At 49.1% G+C, this 19,401-nt stretch carries 19 protein-coding genes and 1 rRNA gene; all 20 read left to right on the top strand.

Going from position 1 to position 19,401, the window contains the following annotated elements:
* Window positions 1–48: 48 nt before the first annotated feature.
* Window positions 49–588: a hypoxanthine phosphoribosyltransferase gene (gene hpt, locus ACAN55_RS20130; protein WP_379137017.1), complete on the top strand. Its 540-nt coding sequence runs from the start codon at window positions 49–51 to the stop codon at window positions 586–588.
* 98 nt (window positions 589–686) lie between these two features.
* Window positions 687–2,729, top strand: coding sequence for an ATP-dependent zinc metalloprotease FtsH (ftsH, locus tag ACAN55_RS20125; RefSeq protein ID WP_379137015.1), 2,043 nt, complete (start codon window positions 687–689; stop codon window positions 2,727–2,729).
* A 201-nt stretch (window positions 2,730–2,930) separates the two neighbouring features.
* Window positions 2,931–3,869, top strand: coding sequence for a quinolinate synthase NadA (gene nadA / locus ACAN55_RS20120; protein ID WP_379137013.1), 939 nt, complete (start codon window positions 2,931–2,933; stop codon window positions 3,867–3,869).
* Between the two features lie 39 nt (window positions 3,870–3,908).
* Entirely contained in the window at window positions 3,909–5,525 is a 1,617-nt protein-coding gene (nadB, locus tag ACAN55_RS20115; protein ID WP_379137010.1) for an L-aspartate oxidase, read from the top strand.
* A complete protein-coding gene (gene nadC / locus ACAN55_RS20110; RefSeq protein WP_379137007.1) occupies window positions 5,515–6,390 on the top strand; it encodes a carboxylating nicotinate-nucleotide diphosphorylase in 876 nt (291 codons plus the stop codon). The genes nadB and nadC overlap by 11 nt, the downstream gene beginning before the upstream one ends.
* On the top strand, window positions 6,387–7,154 hold the full coding sequence (locus ACAN55_RS20105; protein ID WP_379137004.1) for a type III pantothenate kinase: 768 nt from the start codon (window positions 6,387–6,389) through the stop codon (window positions 7,152–7,154). Before nadC ends, ACAN55_RS20105 begins: the two co-directional genes overlap by 4 nt.
* A 46-nt stretch (window positions 7,155–7,200) precedes the next feature.
* A complete protein-coding gene (hslO, locus tag ACAN55_RS20100; RefSeq protein ID WP_379137001.1) occupies window positions 7,201–8,085 on the top strand; it encodes an Hsp33 family molecular chaperone HslO in 885 nt (294 codons plus the stop codon).
* A 3-nt stretch (window positions 8,086–8,088) separates the two neighbouring features.
* Complete coding sequence (locus tag ACAN55_RS20095) at window positions 8,089–9,024, top strand: peptidylprolyl isomerase (protein ID WP_379136999.1); 936 nt, start codon at window positions 8,089–8,091, stop codon at window positions 9,022–9,024.
* A gap of 137 nt (window positions 9,025–9,161) precedes the next feature.
* Window positions 9,162–10,100: a cysteine synthase A gene (cysK, locus tag ACAN55_RS20090; RefSeq protein ID WP_379136996.1), complete on the top strand. Its 939-nt coding sequence runs from the start codon at window positions 9,162–9,164 to the stop codon at window positions 10,098–10,100.
* A 234-nt stretch (window positions 10,101–10,334) separates the two neighbouring features.
* The gene (locus ACAN55_RS20085; RefSeq protein ID WP_379137138.1) at window positions 10,335–11,867 is read left to right on the top strand and encodes an anthranilate synthase component I family protein; all 1,533 of its coding nucleotides are present in this window, start codon (window positions 10,335–10,337) and stop codon (window positions 11,865–11,867) included.
* A complete protein-coding gene (pabA, locus tag ACAN55_RS20080) occupies window positions 11,864–12,445 on the top strand; it encodes an aminodeoxychorismate/anthranilate synthase component II (RefSeq protein WP_379136994.1) in 582 nt (193 codons plus the stop codon). The genes ACAN55_RS20085 and pabA overlap by 4 nt, the downstream gene beginning before the upstream one ends.
* A complete protein-coding gene (locus tag ACAN55_RS20075; RefSeq protein ID WP_379136992.1) occupies window positions 12,442–13,317 on the top strand; it encodes an aminotransferase class IV in 876 nt (291 codons plus the stop codon). Before pabA ends, ACAN55_RS20075 begins: the two co-directional genes overlap by 4 nt.
* Before the next feature lies 1 nt (window position 13,318).
* On the top strand, window positions 13,319–14,176 hold the full coding sequence (gene folP, locus ACAN55_RS20070) for a dihydropteroate synthase (RefSeq protein WP_379136989.1): 858 nt from the start codon (window positions 13,319–13,321) through the stop codon (window positions 14,174–14,176).
* Between the two features lie 36 nt (window positions 14,177–14,212).
* Window positions 14,213–14,575, top strand: coding sequence for a dihydroneopterin aldolase (gene folB, locus ACAN55_RS20065; protein WP_379136986.1), 363 nt, complete (start codon window positions 14,213–14,215; stop codon window positions 14,573–14,575).
* 10 nt (window positions 14,576–14,585) lie between these two features.
* Window positions 14,586–15,134: a 2-amino-4-hydroxy-6-hydroxymethyldihydropteridine diphosphokinase gene (folK, locus tag ACAN55_RS20060; protein ID WP_379136983.1), complete on the top strand. Its 549-nt coding sequence runs from the start codon at window positions 14,586–14,588 to the stop codon at window positions 15,132–15,134.
* Complete coding sequence (locus tag ACAN55_RS20055) at window positions 15,101–15,295, top strand: helix-turn-helix domain-containing protein (RefSeq protein WP_379136981.1); 195 nt, start codon at window positions 15,101–15,103, stop codon at window positions 15,293–15,295. The genes folK and ACAN55_RS20055 overlap by 34 nt, the downstream gene beginning before the upstream one ends.
* Window positions 15,296–15,329: 34 nt before the next feature.
* Window positions 15,330–16,352 (top strand): tRNA dihydrouridine synthase DusB, encoded by a 1,023-nt coding sequence (dusB, locus tag ACAN55_RS20050; RefSeq protein WP_379136979.1) that lies wholly within the window; start codon window positions 15,330–15,332, stop codon window positions 16,350–16,352.
* Between the two features lie 202 nt (window positions 16,353–16,554).
* A complete protein-coding gene (gene greA / locus ACAN55_RS20045) occupies window positions 16,555–17,034 on the top strand; it encodes a transcription elongation factor GreA (protein ID WP_379136976.1) in 480 nt (159 codons plus the stop codon).
* A 224-nt stretch (window positions 17,035–17,258) separates the two neighbouring features.
* A complete protein-coding gene (gene lysS / locus ACAN55_RS20040) occupies window positions 17,259–18,779 on the top strand; it encodes a lysine--tRNA ligase (protein WP_379136973.1) in 1,521 nt (506 codons plus the stop codon).
* Window positions 18,780–19,218: 439 nt separating this feature from the next.
* Window positions 19,219–19,401: ribosomal RNA gene (locus tag ACAN55_RS20035) — 16S ribosomal RNA — on the top strand; the annotation flags it as partial.

Below are 19,401 nucleotides of genomic sequence, written 5' to 3'. Positions count from 1 at the left end.
TAATGGTTGAGGTAAATCTTTCATAGTATATCTTAGGAGGTTCGCAAGTTGCAGAACGATATTCAGGAAATTTTGATCAGCGAAGAGGAAATTCAACAAAGAATCAGAGAGCTTGGCGCAGTGCTGAGCGCAGAATACGAGGGTCGTACCCCGCTGGTTATTTGCGTCCTGAAGGGCGCGTTTATTTTCATGGCCGATTTGGTTAAGGTCATTACAGTACCTGTCGAGATGGATTTCATGGCGGTATCAAGTTATGGGGCTTCAACTAAGTCTTCCGGCGTCGTTAAAATCATCAAGGACTTGGATGTGTCGATACAGGGGCGTGATGTATTGATTGTTGAAGACATCATCGACAGCGGTCTTACACTCAGCTATTTGATTGAAATGCTTCAAGGCCGGGGTACAGCTTCTGTTAAAGTAGTTACCCTGTTCGATAAACCGGCAGGACGCACAGTCAATCTGGAAGCTGATTATACAGGTTTTGTCCTTCCTGACGAGTTTGTGGTAGGTTATGGTCTGGATTACGCCGAGTTATATCGGAATCTCCCTTACATCGGAGTACTAAAGCCTGAGATTTATTCCAAATAACAGCTTGGATCTGCGGATCAGATATCGGGGACTGCACATTTGAGGTGGCCCGACAGGCTATGGTACAATAACTTAAGTGTTGTGAGAGGAGGTAGGGGATGAATCGGTTCATCCGGAATTCTGGTTTTTATTTGATTTTATTTTTAGTCGTGGTGGGCATTGTCCAATTCGTAAGTAATGGAAACGAAGCCGCCGATTTCCCTAGATACGACGAGTTACGGCAGGAACTGAAGAGCAACAATGTGAAGAAGCTGACCGTTCAGTTCGAGGACAACGCCTTCTTGGTTACCGGCGAGTATAGAGAAGCGCCTACTGATTCCAAGTCGAAAAGCTTCTCCACATATATTCCTCCAACAGATGCTGCTATAACTGAACTCGTAGAGGCCAGCACCGCTAACGGTGTGGAATTTACCCAGAAGAAGATGGAAGGCAACAGCATTTGGCTGACATTCCTTTCCTCCATTATTCCGCTGGTAATTATGTTCATCCTGTTCTTCTTCCTGTTTAATCAGGCGCAGGGCGGCGGCGGTAAGGTCATGAATTTCGGTAAGAGTAAGGCCCGGTTATATAATGAAGAGAAGAAGAAGGTCAGCTTCGAGGATGTTGCAGGAGCCGATGAAGAGAAGCAGGAGCTTGTCGAAGTCGTTGAATTCCTGAAGGATCCACGCAAATTCGCAGCTGTAGGTGCCCGCATTCCTAAAGGCGTACTCTTAGTAGGTCCTCCCGGAACTGGTAAAACCCTGCTTGCCCGCGCTGTTGCTGGTGAAGCCGGTGTTCCTTTCTTCAGTATTTCCGGTTCTGATTTCGTAGAAATGTTCGTAGGTGTCGGGGCTTCCCGGGTTCGCGATTTGTTCGAGAATGCCAAGAAGAACGCGCCTTGTATCATCTTTATTGATGAAATTGATGCCGTTGGACGTCAGCGCGGCGCCGGTCTCGGCGGCGGGCACGACGAACGCGAGCAGACATTGAATCAGCTCCTCGTGGAGATGGACGGCTTCGGCGGCAATGAAGGTATCATTATTGTTGCAGCAACGAACCGTGCGGATATCCTGGACCCTGCCTTGCTTCGTCCGGGACGTTTTGACCGTCAGATTACAGTAGACCGCCCTGATGTGAAGGGCCGTGAAGCCGTTCTGAAGGTACATTCCCGCAACAAACCGATTACAAAAGATGTTAAGCTTGATGTTATTGCCAAGCGGACGACCGGATTTACCGGTGCTGATCTGGAGAACCTGCTCAATGAGGCTGCACTGCTTGCAGCACGCCGAAACCGCAAGGATATTTCCATGAAGGAAGTAGACGAAGCAATTGACCGCGTTATTGTGGGTACAGAGAAGCGCAGCCGTGTGATCAGTGACCGCGAGAAGCGTATTGTAGCCTATCATGAAGCCGGTCATACCATTGCGGGTTATTTCCTTGAACACGCCGATGTCGTGCACAAGGTAACCATCATCCCTCGGGGCCGTGCAGGCGGATATGTTATTATGCTTCCGAAGGAAGACCGGATGATTGTAACCAAGCAGGAACTGCTTGATAAAGTTACCGGGCTACTCGGCGGACGTGTTGCCGAAGAATTGTTCATCGGTGAAGTCGGCACAGGTGCATATAGTGACTTCCAGCAGGCTACCCGTATCGTGCGGGCCATGATTATGGAATACGGTATGAGTGAGAAACTTGGGCCGATGCAGTTCGGTACATCCCAAGGTCAAGTATTCCTCGGTCGTGATATCGGACATGAGCAGAACTACAGTGATTCTATTGCATATGAAATCGATCAGGAAATGCAGAACTTCATCCGTCAATGCTACGAGCGTTGTAAAGATCTCTTGATCAAGCATTCCAAAGAAATGCACCTCATTGCGAATACACTGGTGGAGAAAGAAACTCTTGAGCTGGATCAGATCACGGAACTGATTGAGCAAGGGTATTTGTCTGAAGACGGTCCGGCTACTGAAGGTGAAGCTGTTGCGGTTGAAGCCGGAGAACCGGTAATTGATACTATCGGGGATGTACGTGTTCGGATTCAAGGTAAGAGCGATGAGTCCAGCGCTAACCTTGGGGATCTGACCAAGGATATCCCGGGTAATCCGGAAACAGATGGCGAGGATGGTAATAAAGGCGGCGGCGGTAGCCTCGTTTAATTGCTTCCTAAGACATGAATTTAGACAAAGCCCGGGGAACTTCACTGTTCCCCGGGCTTTTTTGCAGCTAAATCCATGCTTTCGACTCCGGCCCGTTACATTGACATGGCGTAGATCGTTGTGTACATTAATGATGAATCAAAAGTCTTTACACAATATTGATTCGGCGATAACGCCGCGAAGATATAAGGGGGAAGATCCGTGGAAGCTCTGGCACTTGAGCGCAAACAGGAACAGAACAGGGAGCTGCGTGTACGACTGGAACAATTGAAAAAGGAACGCAATGCAATCATTTTGGCCCATTATTATCAGCGTGATGAAGTTCAGGAGGTTGCCGATTTCCGCGGGGATTCTTTTCTGCTCGCGCAAAAAGCAGCAGAGACAGATGCGGAAGTCATCGTATTTTGCGGAGTCCACTTCATGGGGGAGAGCGCCAAAATATTGGCTCCGAATAAAACAGTTCTCATTCCAGATGAGCGTGCGGGCTGCCCAATGGCCGACATGGTCAATGTGGACGGTCTGCGTAAGCTGAAAGCCCAACATCCTAACGCCAAAGTAGTCACCTATATCAATTCATCTGCAGAAATTAAGGCGGAAACCGACATTTGCTGTACTTCGGCCAATGCGGTGAAGGTCATTGAATCGCTGGATGCCGAAGAGATCATCTGGGTGCCTGATAAGAACCTGGGACAATACGTTCAGGATAAGACCGGCAAAAAGCTGATCATCTGGGAAGGATATTGCAACACTCATGATATGCTGACCGTTAAAGATGTAGTGGAGATGAAGGCTAAATATCCGGATGCAGAATTTGTCGTACATCCCGAATGCCGTCCAGAAGTGGTGGCTATGGGCGATTTTGTAGGAAGCACCACGGCGATTTTGGACTACTGCCGTAAATCGGAGCGCCGCCAGTTTATCGTAGGTACGGAGGACGGAACCGGCTACCAGCTCCGGAAGGATAGCCCGGACAAAGAATTTCATTTCGCTACCAAATTTCTCGTGTGCCCTAATATGAAAGTAAACAATCTAAAAAAACTGGTAAAATGCCTGGAGACGATGAAGCCGCAAATCTATGTCCCTCCTGCTGTTGCAGACAAAGCCAGACAATCCCTAGAGCGCATGCTACAAGTCCGGTAGCATGCGCTACTCTTTCGTTGAAGCAGGTGAATAGCAGTCATGATTCCACAATATCTGGTAGATTTCGACCTGCGGGAGATACCTACCGTCAAGACGGATTGTATAGTGATCGGTTCAGGCATAGCCGGTTTATTCACAGCAATTAAAGCCAGCGAGGACCGGCGCGTGGTGATGATTACCAAGAAAGCATTAATGGAGAGTAATACCCGCTATGCGCAGGGAGGCATTGCAGCGGTTATCGCTGATGATGACTCTCCGGAATATCATCGGCAGGATACACTGATGGCGGGAGCTGGTCTGTGCTCTTCCACCGCAGTGGATGTGCTTGTGAATGAGGGCCCGGAAGGTGTGCATGAGCTAATCCGTCTGGGAACCCTGTTTGATCAAGAGGATGGAGTGCTGGCGTTAACCCAAGAAGGCGCGCATAGTCACCGACGGATTCTGCATGCCAACGGTGATGCAACTGGATATGAAATTGTCCGCGCACTCTCCAAGCAGGTGGAAGCGAATGATAATATCGAAATTTGGGATGATCATTATGTGATCGATCTCATTACCGATAACGGGGAATGCTTAGGGGTTCTTCTTCAGCAACCCGATGGAAGCCGCTTGTTCTTGCAGGCGCCGGCAACCGTTCTATGTACTGGCGGCGCCGGCCAGTTGTACCGATATACGACTAATCCGGAGGTTGCAACTGCAGATGGTGTAGCTATTGCCTACCGGGCAGGGGCTCATGTGCGGGATATGGAATTTATTCAATTTCATCCTACAGCATTAAGTTATCCCGGCGCTCCCCGCTTTTTGATCTCCGAAGCCGTACGAGGGGAAGGGGCAGTACTGCGAAACATTCATGGGGAACGGTTTATGGACAAGTACCATGAATTGCTTGAATTAGCGCCACGGGACATCGTTGCCCGTGCGATCGTCAGTGAAATGGAGATCACCAAATCCACTTTTGTATATCTCGATATTACGCATGAATCTGCTGAGATGGTGAAGCACCGTTTTCCGACGATTTATGAAACCTGTATGGGTTACGGACTGGATATTACAAGTGACTGGATTCCCGTGGCCCCTGCTGCGCATTATATGATGGGGGGCATCAAAACCGATCTGAACGGAGAGAGTAATATCTCCCGGCTGTTTGCCTGTGGAGAGGTTTCTTCTACAGGTGTTCATGGGGCTAACCGGCTGGCTAGTAATTCTCTGTCCGAGGCCATTGTGTTCGGTCGGCGGATTATAGAACGGGTGCGGGAACTTCCTCCGCTGAATAGCGAGAGAGTGATTGCCGGTAGCTCGGAAGGGCGAAGTGAGCATTCAACCCAGGCGATTGTCGAACGGCGGCTCAAGCTACAGAAGGTTATGGTCCGTTACGTCGGATTGCGCCGCAATGAAGAAATGCTGACCAAGGGATTTGAGGAGCTGAAACGGCAGCTTCCGATCTTCGGAAGTGTCATGGTTAAACGGGAAGAATTCGAATTTGCCAATATGCTGACCTGCTGTCTGCTGATTACTGAAGCAGCACTGGCGCGTGAGGAGAGCCGGGGGGCTCATTACCGCGAGGATTATCCTCAGCGGAACGACGAACAGTGGCGTAAGCACCTGCTCCAAATTCGTGAGATCGGAATAGTGGAGGAAACAAGCGATGATGTTTAATGGATATAACGAGGAATTAGTGCAGTCTATAAGGGGCTGGCTGCGTGAGGATGTAGGCTCGGGAGATATAACGACCCAAACCACAATTCCCGCCAGACATGAGTCCAAGGGGATTATTCATGCCAAAGAAGACGGTATTGTCTGCGGACTGCCGGTAGCGGAACTGGTCTTTGAGGTGGTGGACCCTAGTCTGCAGTTCACTGCCCTTGTTCAAGAAGGCCAGAAGGTTACCAAAGGAACTGTACTTTGTGAGGTTGAGGGCAGTACCCATGCCATTCTGACCGGTGAGCGTCTTGCGCTTAATTTGATGCAGCGTTTGTCGGGCATTGCCTCGCGTACAGCTTCGTTCGTACAGGCTTTGGATGGATTGCCGACAAGGCTGGTAGATACCCGTAAAACAACACCCGGTCACCGGATGCTGGAGAAGTATGCTGTCCGAGTGGGCGGGGGAGCGAACCATAGGTTTGGTCTTTATGATGCCGTGATGATCAAAGATAACCATATCAAGGGAGCTGGTGGAATCCGCCAGGCTGTCAGTCGCGCTCGGGCCAATATTCCTCATACGATGACTATTGAAGTGGAGACGGAGAACCTGGAGCAGGTTGAGGAGGCTTTAACTGCCGGAGCGGATATTATTATGCTGGATAATATGTCCGTTGAATTGATGAAAGAGGCGGTGCGCCGAATTAAGACAAAAGCGCCTCATATTAAGACCGAAGCATCGGGCAATGTGTCGCTGGAGACGATCCGCGGTATTGCGGAGTCCGGTGTGGACGTGATTTCTGTCGGCCGGCTTACGTATTCTTTTTCCAGTCTGGATATCAGTTTGGATCTGAATGCGAAGAAGGAGGGTCCGCTCTCATGATGCTGGCTGTAGATATCGGTAACACGAATATTGTTCTCGGGGTATACCGGGGGCGGGAACTGCTACACCACTTCCGCCTCAGTACCGCCCGTCAATCTACTGTGGATGAATATGGAGTGCTCATTCACAATTTGTTTCAAATGTCGGGCCTGAACTTTAAAGAAATTGAGGGAGTTATTATTTCTTCAGTAGTACCTCCACTCGTGCAGGTTATTGTGGACATGTGCGTTAAATACATTGGTAAAGATCCGCTTCTGGTAGGTCCTGGCATCAAGACAGGCCTTAATCTGCGTTATGAGAATCCGCGTGAGGTGGGAGCGGACCGTATTGTTAATGCTGTTGCTGCTATTGAGCAGTATAAATGCCCGCTCGTTGTTGTTGATTTCGGAACGGCCACCACATTTGACTGTATTGATGCAGGGGCCAACTATCTTGGCGGTGCGATTGTTCCTGGACTTGGAATTTCGACAGAGGCTTTGTATCAGCGTGCTTCCAAACTTCCGCGTATTGAGCTGGAGAGACCCAAAAAGGTCATTGGGCGTAATACGGTGCATGCGATGCAGGCCGGAATTATTTTCGGCTATGCCGGTCAAGTGGAGGGAATTGTAAGAAGAATTAAACTCGAAATGAATGCACCGGATTTAAAAGTAATTGCTACCGGAGGGCTTGCCTCACTGATTGCCGGTGAAACGGATTGTATTCACGAAGTGAATCCTATGCTCACGCTGGAAGGCCTGCGCATTATTTACGACCGGAACAAATAAAAATAGAGAATGTTTATGATTAAGGAACAGGAGGAGTATGGAACCAATGGAAAATATGAAGGATCGGCTGATCCGGGGAACGGCGCTGAATGGAAAAGTGAGAGCTTTTACCGTCCGGACAACAGAACTAGTCGATGAATTGCGGCGCAGACATGATACGCTGCCTACAGCCACCGCGGCTCTGGGGCGTACGGTTACCGCAGCGGCCATGATGGGAGCCATGCTCAAGGGTCAAGAGAGACTGAATATCACTGTAAAAGGTAACGGTCCACTGGGGCAGATTATTGCGGAGTCGAATGCTGATGGGGAAGTGCGCGGCTACGTGCATAACCCGCATGTCGATTTGCCGAGTAAAAGTCCAGGCAAACTGGACGTAGCCGGTGCTGTAGGAACAGAGGGTTATCTCGATGTCGTCAAGGATCTGGGATTAAAAGAGCCATACCGCGGAAGTATACCGCTTATCTCGGGTGAGCTAGGTGATGATTTTACGTATTATTTTGCTGTATCCGAGCAGACTCCGGCCGCGGTTGGCCTTGGGGTGCTGGTGGCTGAGGATCATTCCGTTATCGTATCGGGAGGTTTCATTATTCAATTGCTGCCGGGACTTACCGATGATGAAATCAGCGAGATTGAGCATACGATTCAAACGATGCCTTCCGTAACCACGCTGCTGGCTCAAGGTCTTGGGCCGGAGGAAATATTGACGTTCCTTCTCCCGGATGCGGTAATTCTGGATCAGATGGATATTCACTTTACCTGCCAGTGCTCCCGTGAAAAAGTGGAGAAGACGCTGGTCAGCCTGGGACAACATGAATTGGAGCGGTTGATTGAAGAGGATGAACAAGCCGAGGTCGTTTGTCATTTTTGCAACGAAGCCTATGTCTTCAATAAGGATGAAATGCAGGTCATTCTTGACCAGGCTAAATCGTAAGGTATGGTGACTAGACAGGAACGAACACTGCGCAAGGTGGCTATTAGCTTGACTGTTGTAACTCTTGTACTGGTTCTGCTGCTCATTTGGAGCCTGCGCTACAGTCTACTAAACAAGACCCCTGACCCTGTGCGGGAGGTTGCCACCGTAGCCGATCAGAGAATTACAGAGCAGCAATGGGTGGAGGAGCTTAAGCACAAGCATGGTGATGAAGTGCTGCTGGGTATAATTAACCGTATTGCAGTCAGTAAGGAAGCTGAGGCACTGGGTATTCAAATTTCAGAGCATGAGGTGGATCAGGAACTTAGGAATACCATGGCTGGTTATAGCTCGGAGGAACAGTATTATGCCCAGATGTTGTCGGAGCTTGGATTATCACGCCAGGAGATTCGCGAAGAAACGCTGTACCGCCTTACGCTGCAAGCAGTGGCAACCGCAGGCATTGAAATCGGAGAGTCTGAAATCTCGGATTATTTAGAGCAGAACAAGGACCGGTATCTTCCGAAAAAGACCATGGACCTCTCCCTGATAGAGGTACATACCTATGCAGAAGCTGAGTCCGTTATGGATCGTCTGGAGCAGGGTGAAGATTTCGCGGAGCTGGCAAAGGCGTTATCCATTGATGAGGACAGCAGTGCAAGAGGCGGCAGCCTGGGGACAGTGGAGGAAGATGACCCGTTTTGGCCCGAAGAATTGCTTACGACGGCGGCAGGTTTGGATGCGGGTGATATCGCCGGCCCCCTTGAGTATGAGAATAGCTATGCGATAATTCGTTTGGAGCGTGTGACATCGCCAGAAATGCCTGATGAGCGGGAGATTAGGGAACAGGTGCGTCGTGAAATGGCTTTGGAGCAAGCAGCTCCGCTGCAGCAGGTGGAGAGCGATTTGCGGGTTAAATATGATGCGGCAATTGATATTGACAATCGTCACCAAGATTGATAATATGATATTAATATAAAGCCTACTGATTTACTCGGAAATAAAGATTGCGGGGAACCAATTATCCGCGATTATACGCCTACATTGCTATCTCACAATTGCTCTCATATCCATCCATTCCAAGGAGGTTTTTGCACATGGCTAAAGTCGTTAACAATGTAACAGAACTGATCGGAGGCACTCCTCTCGTCAAACTGAACCGGGTCGTACCAGAAGGTGCTGCGGATATCTATCTGAAGCTGGAATACCAAAACCCGGGCTCCAGCGTGAAAGACCGCATTGCAATCAGCATCGTGGAGGAAGCGGAGAAGGAAGGCCGTCTGAAGCCCGGTGATACTATTGTTGAAGCAACCAGCGGCAACACCGGAATTGGCTTGGCCCTGGTAGCTGCGGCTAAAGGGTACAAAGTTGTTATCGTAATGCCTGAAACCATGAGCTTGGAGCGTCGCAACCTGCTGCGTGCATACGGGGCGGAGTTGGTATTGACGCCAGGGTCGGAAGGTATGAATGGTGCGGTGAAGAAAGCAGAACAAATCTTAAGTGAGAACCCTGGCTTCTTTATCGCTGAGCAGTTCAAGAATCCTGCGAACGTGAAGATTCACCGTGAGACAACCGGACCGGAAATCGTGGAAGCGATTGAGTCCATCGGAGGCACGCTGGATGCATTTGTAGCAGGTATTGGTACAGGTGGAACCATTACGGGTGCCGGTGAAGTGCTCAAAGAGAAATTCCCTGATGTGAAGATTTATGCGGTTGAACCGGCAGCTTCGCCAATTCTGGCAGGCGGCAAACCAGGTCCTCATAAAATCCAGGGGATCGGCGCTAACTTCATTCCTGATATTCTTAACCAGAACATCTATGATGAGATTATTCACGTTGAGAATGACGAAGCGTTTGAAATGGCACGCCGTGTAGCCAAAGAAGAAGGAATTCTTACAGGTATTTCTTCCGGTGCGGCTGTAACTGCAGCGATCAAGGTTGCTAAAGAACTGGGTGCAGGCAAACGTGTAGTAGCGATTATTCCAAGTAACGGGGAACGCTACCTGAGCACACCGCTGTACAATTTCGAAGTATAATCTTCGTCCCTGGAACTATAATAAGATTATTAAAGCCTCCGTTGCCGCTATACCAGTGGCTGCGGAGGCTTTTTTTGCAAATACAAGAAAGTCCGGGCTTTTCAAAACAGCAATAGTTACAGTATACTGACAGGCAATAAGCGAATGGTAGAGAATTGTCTTTCTAGGAGGATGAACTTGGAGATTCTAACATCTTGGGAACAATGGGAGCAGTGGGCCGGTGAAGACTGGAATATGCTGCCTTACATCATACAAACGAATCCGGGTGCCGAAGGTCTGCCTTCCTCCTGGAAAAAAGCGTGGGAATCGGCATCTCCGTATTCGGTAGTACTGGAGAGCGGGAAAGGCGGGCGATATACCTATCTGGGGCTTTCCCCCGTATCAGTACTACAGGGTAAAGGCGAATCTGCTGAAATTCTGGATTATCGTGATGTGAACATAGGGAAGCCGCTGGAGATGGAAAAATGCCAAGGTCAACCTTTGGAACTTTTACAGAAATGGATGACGTCGTTCACTTCACCCCGTCTGCGCTCTTCAGACATTCCTCCATTTACGGGTGGATGTATTGGATTCCTTGGTTATGATGTCGCACGTTCACTTGAACGGCTTCCTGTCATTGCCGAGGACAAGCCGGGATTTCCGGATTTTCTATTCATGAGAATGGAAGAACTATGGATTTACGACCATGATAAGAACGAACTGTTCTGCGCGCTGCATGTTCCGCTGAACGGAGAGGTACTTTCGACTGAGGCACTCCAAGAGCTGTATTCCAAGGCTGAAGCCCGTGCGGGAGAAATGCTGGAGCAATGGCTTGAGATTTCTGCGGAGAAGCCTGCTGCTGTAGACGATGATTACATCTCATCTCTATACGCCGATGCCTCGGGAGAATGGCCCGGCATGACTTCGGAGTTCACCCGCGAGAAATTCCAACAGGCTGTACTTGATGTTCAGGAATACATCCGCCAAGGCGACGTATTCCAGGTCAACCTCTCGCTGCGCCAGCAGGCGCTGCTGAAATCGTCGCCGGAGGATATCTACGAGTGGCTGCGCAAGCTCAATCCGTCCCCTTATATGGGGCTGCTTCGTTCCCCCGGCTTTGCACTTTCCAGCGCTTCGCCGGAGCTGCTGGTGAAGCTGCACGGGGACCGGGTGAGCGCCCGCCCTATCGCCGGCACCCGTCGCCGGGGCCTCACTCCCGCGGAGGATGCCGCCATGGAGGCGGAGCTGCGCGGGAATGAGAAAGAGACCGCCGAGCATATTATGCTTGTCGATCTGGAGCGCAATGACATCGGCCGTGTCGCAGCCTATGGCTCTGTCAGTGTTCCCGAGCTCATGACTGTAGAGCGCTACTCCCACGTGATGCATCTGGTCTCTCAAGTGGAGGGCAAGATTGCAGAAGGCAAAGATGCTTACGATGTCATTGCTGCGCTGTTTCCGGGAGGGACGATCACTGGAGCGCCTAAAGTCAGAACCATGGAGATCATCGAAGAGCTTGAACCGGTAAGGCGCGGACCTTACACTGGATCGATGGGCTGGATTGACTATAACGGTAATATGGAATTAAATATTATCATACGAACACTTGCAGTGAAGGATGGAATCGGTTATATCCAGACAGGTGCCGGAATTGTGATTGATTCGGATCCGTACCGGGAATACCGGGAATGCCATAATAAAGCCAAAGCGGTAGTCAAGGCGGTTCTCTGCAGTGAACATCAGCAGGAGTCCCGTAATGCCGGCGGCACCAAAGGGGGAGCAACACTATGATTTTGGTCATCGATAATTATGATTCTTTTACGTACAACCTCGTTCAGTATTTAGGAGAACTGGGAGAAGAAGTGAAGGTGTACCGCAATGATGAGATCAGTATCTCAGAGATTGAGCAGCTTGCACCGGATCATATTTTGATTTCCCCGGGACCTTGTACTCCGAATGAAGCGGGTATTAGTCTCGATGTACTGCATCATTTCAAAGGCGTCATTCCGATCTTTGGCGTATGCCTCGGACATCAGGCGATCGGTCAGGCCTTCGGCGGCAACGTCATTCGTGCCGAGCGGCTCATGCACGGCAAAACATCGCCGATCTACCATAACGGAACCTCTGTATTCGAAGGTCTGGAGTCTCCGTTTACGGCAACAAGGTATCACTCCCTTCTTGTGGAGCGTGAAAGCCTGCCGGATTGCCTTGAGATTACGGCAGAAACTGCTGAGGGTGAGATCATGGCTTTGCGCCACCGGGATTACCCGATTGAGGGCGTGCAATTTCACCCCGAATCCATTATTACCTCGCATGGTCACACCATGCTAAGCAACTTCCTGAAACGGAGAGCCGGCGAAACGGCATGAAATATATTGGACTAAATAACATGGTGATTGACGCCAAAGATGCCGTGGTTTCTGCTCTGGATCACGGCTTTTTATATGGCGTTGGTCTGTTTGAGACGTTCCGGACCTACAAGGGCAAGCCTTTTCTGCTGGAGCGGCATCTCAAACGGATGGCAGCCGGCTGCAGCGAACTAGGTATTCCGTTTCATCTAGATATCGTCAAGCTGCAGGACGGGATCAGCCGGCTGATGGAGATGAACGAGCTTGAAGAAGCCTATATCCGTTACACCGTAACGGCCGGCGAGGATATTCTGGGTTTGCCTGCGGGAGACTATGCCCATCCAAATTTCCTGCTGTATATCAAAGCGCTGCCTCAAGTACCGGAAGAGTTGTACACCAAGGGGAAGGGGCTGCAGCTGCTGTCATTGCGTCGGAACACACCTGAGGGCGGAGTGCGCTTCAAGTCTCTCCATTATATGAACAATATTTTGGCGAAAAGGGAGCTGATCGGATATCCATCGGCTGCTGCTGGAGCAGAAGGACTAATGCTGACCGCAGGCAATGAGCTGGCTGAGGGGATCGTCAGCAATCTCTTTTTTGTACGGGATGGCGTATTATGCACGCCCGATACAGGGACAGGCATCCTGCCCGGAATTACCCGGGAAATGGTGCTGGAGCTGGCTAGATCCGCCGGAGTTCCGGTAGAGGAGGGCCTGTACTCCTGGGAGCAGCTGAAACAAGCAGACGAGATATTCCTGACGAACTCCATTCAGGAGATCGTACCGGTTACTGCGTTGTATGAGAAGGATGAGCGCTATCAGGTTGGAGACGGGATAGCTGGTTCTATAACGACGACGTTGCGCCTGCTCTATAATGAAAGGACGTTATGCTGAAATGAGACCAACATTATATAAGAGAGAATACAGCTTAGGAAGCAGTTCACTGACCCTTGGGGATCGTACTCTTATTATGGGTATTCTCAACGTCACCCCGGATTCATTCTCGGATGGTGGTCTTTGGAATGATCCGGACAAAGCAGTAAGTCATGCGATGCAGATGGCAGCGGAGGGTGCGGATATCATCGATATCGGCGGGGAGTCCACACGTCCCGGGCATGACCCGGTAAGTCTGGAAGAGGAACTGGCTCGTGTGCTGCCTGTCATTGAGAGCATTCATGCAGCGGCCCCGCATTTGATTTTATCTGTAGATACTTATAAAGCAGAAGTTGCACGTAGGGCTATTGCTGCAGGCGCACATATCATCAACGATGTATGGGGCTGTAAAGCGGATCCGGATATGGCCTATGTGATGGCTGCTGCGGGATGTCCGGTAATCCTCATGCATAACCGTAAGGATAGCAACTACGATGATATGATGAAGGACATCGTCACCGATTTGAAATCCAGCGCCCGGCTGGCTTTAGCGGCGGGGGTGAAACCGGAAAATATTATTTTGGACCCGGGCATCGGCTTTGCTAAGGATTATACGGAGAACTTGCAGATGATGATGTCCCTGGACACATTGACCGGACTGGGCTACCCCCTTCTTCTGGCCACTTCGCGCAAAAGATTTATCCGAACCGCACTCGACCTGCCAGCTGATGATGTAGTGGAAGGTACTGCGGCTACTGTTGCCTTCGGGATTGCCCAGGGCTGCCAGATCATTCGCGTGCATGATGTAGCTAAGATTAAACGAACTACCGTGATGTGTGACGCCATGCTATATTCAGTAGCACCAGAAATGCGAAACTAACGTTGAACGACATTTACTTGAAAAGGCGGTTTTTCCATGGATAAAATGAAGCTTCACCGGATGGAGTACTATGGCTACCACGGCGTATTTGAAGAGGAACGTAAGCTGGGGGCACGTTATTATATTGATCTTGAGCTGGAACTTGATTTGCGTGAGGCCGGCCTGAGTGATGATCTTACCTTAACCGTGAATTACGCCGAGGTTCATGAATTAGTTAAAAGTATTGTCGAAAAAAAATCCTTTAAGCTGATCGAAGCCTTGGGAGAAGTTATTGCATCCGCGTTACTCGACACTTATACTGTTATCAATGCATTAACGGTCAAAGTGACCAAACCGCATCCGCCATTCGACATTCATTTCCAGGGAGTGACTGTTGAACTACGCAGAACCAGAAAGTGAGATTAGGCTTATGAACACACACACTACCTCTGAAATATCAGAGGCTTATATTGCTTTAGGGGCTAACTTGGGCGACCGTCAAGGGACACTGGCGGAGGCTTTAAAACGGCTGGATAGCCATGAGGACATTAGCATTATTCGTACTTCGGGAGTATACGAGACGGATCCGGTAGGCTATCTGGATCAACCGCAATTCTTGAATATGGCTGCCGCTCTTCGAACTACGCTTTCACCGGAGAAGCTGTTAACAGTTATGCTTGAGATCGAAGCTGGACTAGGCCGGACACGCGATATACTAAATGGCCCGAGAACAGTAGATTTGGATTTATTGTGGGTAGAAGGAAAGTCTATGGACACGTCTCACTTAACACTTCCCCATCCGCGGATGCTGGAGCGCGCTTTTGTGCTCTTTCCGCTGAGTGACATTGTACCGCAGGACGAGGAATCAGGACTTCGCAGCCTTGTGACTTCAGCACTGCAGGATATGGATGGAAAGGATGGAATTCGGATTTGGACAACAAGCGTATGGGACGAAGGGTCCGGGCATTCCGTAAATTAAAAGGGTACACTCAGCAGGAACTGGCGGATCATATTGGGGTTTCCCTTGCTGTACTTGGTGCAGTAGAGAGGGGAAACAGACGTTTAGAAGATCAAATTTTAAATAAAATTGCGAATGTTCTGGGGGTTAGCACTCGGGAACTAACTGACTCAGCGATGTAATACATCATTTAGAGCATAAAGGAAGTGAACGGCAATGCTTAAAATCGGCGATATCCAAATGAAAAATCAGGTGGTTCTCGCACCGATGGCCGGTGTATGTAATCCGGCATTTCGGCTGATTGCCAAGGAGTTTGGAACTGGCCTTGTCTGTGCTGAGATGGTGAGTGACAAGGCTATTGTTCATGGAAATAAACGTACACGCGAGATGTTGTTTGTAGACGAGCGGGAGAAGCCGCTCAGTCTGCAGATTTTCGGAGGGGACCGAAAGTCCTTGGTTGAAGCGGCAAAAATTGTCGATAAAGAGACCAATGCCGATATTATCGATATCAACATGGGCTGCCCTGTACCCAAAGTAGTAAAAAGCGATGCGGGTGCACGCTGGTTGCTGGATCCGAATAAAATTTATGAGATGGTCTCTGCGGTTGTGGAAGCTGTTGAGAAGCCGGTCACTGTAAAAATGCGCATCGGCTGGGACAGCGAGCATATTTTTATCGAGGAGAATGCACGCGCGGTGGAGAAGGCAGGCGGCAAGGCGGTTAGTGTTCACGGCCGGACGCGGGAACAGCTGTACACGGGGCGCGCGAACTGGGACTATATCCGCATGGCTAAAGAAGCAGTCTCTATTCCTGTTATTGGCAACGGTGATGTGAATACACCGGAGGATGCACGGGCTATGCTGGATCAAACCGGCTGTGATGGTGTAATGATTGGCCGCGGAGCGCTGGGTAATCCATGGATGCTGTACCGTACAGTGCAATATCTGAACACAGGGGAGCTTATGCCCGAGCCGTCAGCGCCTGAGAAGATTAAGGTTGCCATTCTCCATATGGACCGGCTCATCGAGCTGAAAGGGGAAGCCGTAGCCGTGCGCGAAATGCGGAAGCATATGGCATGGTATCTCAAAGGATTCAAAAGTGCAGCCCGAGTGAAAGACGTTATCATGGAAGAGACAAAACGCGATGACATGGTGAAGATTTTGCACGATTTTGTTGAACAACTACAAAATGCTGAAGACAGCGGAACCAGTACTTTAGAAGCTTCTCTTTCAGCGGTTTAAGGCCCTTCTCCTAACAATTGTTGATTGCAGCGAACATTATATGGGGCGTCATTGACATTTTGTAGCGGTTCCAATATAATTTCACAGTATAAAATTGCCGTTACAGTTACAGCAATGCAGCAAGGAGGGTTCTGATCCCTTCAGATTCGCATATAGTTATGTTGTTCTCAATAAATGTATAACGACAGGAGAATCGGTTGAGATGAGCGATAAAGAAGTCATCCTTACATCGGACGGTCTAAAGCGTCTGGAAGAAGAGTTAGAGACCCTCAAATCCGTGAAACGCCGTGAAGTTGCGGAACGGATTAAAGTAGCCATTGGTTATGGTGATATCAGTGAGAACTCGGAGTATGAAGACGCGAAGAATGAACAGGCTTTTATTGAAGGCCGAGTGATCACTTTAGAGAAAATGCTCCGCAACGCGCGCATCATTAACAGCAACGAAATTGTTACGGATGTGGTAAGTATCGGGGTTACCGTAATCGTTGAGGATATGGAGTATGGCGACACCATGGAGTATACCATTGTCGGCACTGCTGAATCCGATCCGCTTAACAATAAGATTTCCAATGAAAGTCCGGTAGGCAAAGCGATTATCGGCAAGAAAAAAGGAACTGTTGTTGATGTAAGTGTACCTGCTGGAGTTATCCAATATAAAATCATCGATATCAAGATGAAGTAAATTATAGACTGCGCGTCTACTGTGCCCTACGCCTTTGATATTGCAGCTTTGGATGCGGTCAGTAGTGATTGAAGAAAGCTTCCTTTGGGAAGCTTTTTTCAAAATATAACCCGTTTATGATCTAATATTTTTCTGAGAAACGGAATCCGTCCCTGTGAGGATGGGCAAGCCGTTTCTTCTTACGTATATGGCATAACTTGAGTGAAAAGAAGGGGATGTATAGCATGACGGAAGAAATGAATAACAATGAGAACAACCAGGAACAGGAGTTAAGTGAACTTCTGCAGATCCGCCGCGCCAAATTGGACGAGCTCCGCGCCCTTGGAATCGATCCTTTTGGCAAAAAATATGAACGTACGGCAAATGCCGGAGAGCTTATTGCTAAGTATGACAGCTTGACTAAAGAAGAGTTGGACGAGCAGGCAGTAGAAGTCAGCGTAGCCGGACGGATTATGGCTAAACGGGTCATGGGCAAAGCAAGCTTCGCGCATATTCAGGACCTGAGCGGCAAAATTCAGATTTATGTACGTCAGGACAGTATTCCGGAAGCTCAGTACGCCGGATTCAACATTCTCGACCTGGGCGATATTGTCGGCGTAAAAGGTATGATTTTTAAGACAAAAACGGGAGAAACCTCTATTAAGGTACATAATCTTGAGGTGCTGTCGAAATCACTGCTTCCGCTGCCGGAGAAATATCATGGACTGAAGGATGTTGAGCTTCGTTATCGTCAGCGTTATGTCGATCTCATCATCAACCCTGAAGTGCAGCAGACCTTTATTGCGCGCTCGCGGATTATCCAATCCATGCGCCGTTACCTGGATTCGCTGGGCTACCTCGAAGTGGAAACACCAACCCTGCATGCCATTGCCGGCGGTGCCGCTGCGAGACCGTTTATTACTTATCACAATACACTTGAGATGCAACTCTACATGCGGATTGCCATTGAGCTTCACTTGAAACGTCTGATTGTGGGCGGTTTGGAGAAAGTGTATGAAATTGGCCGTGTATACCGTAATGAGGGTATTTCTACCCGCCATAACCCGGAATTTACAATGATTGAGCTGTATGAAGCTTATGCCGACTATAAGGATATTATGGCTTTGACCGAAAATCTGATTGCCCATATCGCCCAGGAAGTGCTCGGTACACTTAAAGTTAACTATCAAGGTCATGAAGTGGATCTAACGCCGCAGTGGCGCCGTGTATCCATGGTGGATGCAGTTAAAGAAGTTACCGGTGTGGATTTCAGTGTGCATATGAGTGACGAGGAAGCACAGGCATTGGCCAAAGAGCATCGTGTGCCGGTTGAGAAGCATATGACCTTCGGACATATACTGAATGCCTTCTTCGAGCAGTTTGTAGAAGAGACCTTGATTCAGCCGACTTTTGTTACCGGTCATCCGGTAGAAATTTCGCCGCTTGCCAAGAAGAACGACGAAGACCCGCGTTTTACCGACCGGTTCGAGTTGTTCATTGTTGCGCGTGAGCATGCTAATGCCTTCAGTGAGCTTAATGATCCAATTGATCAGCGTCAGCGCTTTGAGGCACAGATCCATGAGAAAGAGCAAGGTAACGATGAAGCACATGAGATGGATGATGATTTCATCCGCGCTCTGGAATACGGAATGCCGCCAACAGGCGGACTGGGTATCGGCGTTGACCGCCTGATCATGCTGCTTACTAATTCTGCATCGATCCGCGATGTGCTGTTATTCCCTCATATGCGTAATCGTACGGAGTAATAATAGATGAGATGTGGTTAAAAGGGGGTCCGCAGCATTGCGGGTCCCTCGGCCACTTCTTTAAATGGAATACCTATTACTAATGTAACAATCGGCTTTTGAAATACTTTTTCATAAAAAGCTTGCACAAGATCTGAATACATGGTATATTCTTATTCCGGCCAAGAAATACGGATGCTTCGCTCGAAAGAAACTTAAAAAAAGAGCTTGCATTGAACGGCTGGATGTGATATATTATAAAAGTTGCTGATGCGACAAAACATCAACGACGAAGAGACATTGATCTTTGAAAACTGAACAACGAGTGAGTGGGATTTTACGAAAGTAAAATCCAAAACTGATGGATTTCATCGCGTGTTTCACGCTTTCGAAATTCCATCGTGAGAATGAAAATTCTCGTCAGATGTTTCAAAATGAGCTATCGCTCTTTCTAAATACCAATTTGGAGAGTTTGATCCTGGCTCAGGACGAACGCTGGCGGCATGCCTAATACATGCAAGTCGAGCGGATTCAACGGCGATCTTCGGATCGCTCTTGGGTTAGCGGCGGACGGGTGAGTAACACGTAGGCAACCTGCCCTTCAGACTGGGATAACTACCGGAAACGGTAGCTAATACCGGAT

Origin of the sequence: Paenibacillus oryziterrae (assembly GCF_042610485.1) — a bacterium.
GTDB lineage: Bacteria > Bacillota > Bacilli > Paenibacillales > Paenibacillaceae > Paenibacillus_AQ.
Note: the sequence above shows the minus strand (reverse complement) of the source record. Positions and strands in the feature narration are given on the sequence as shown.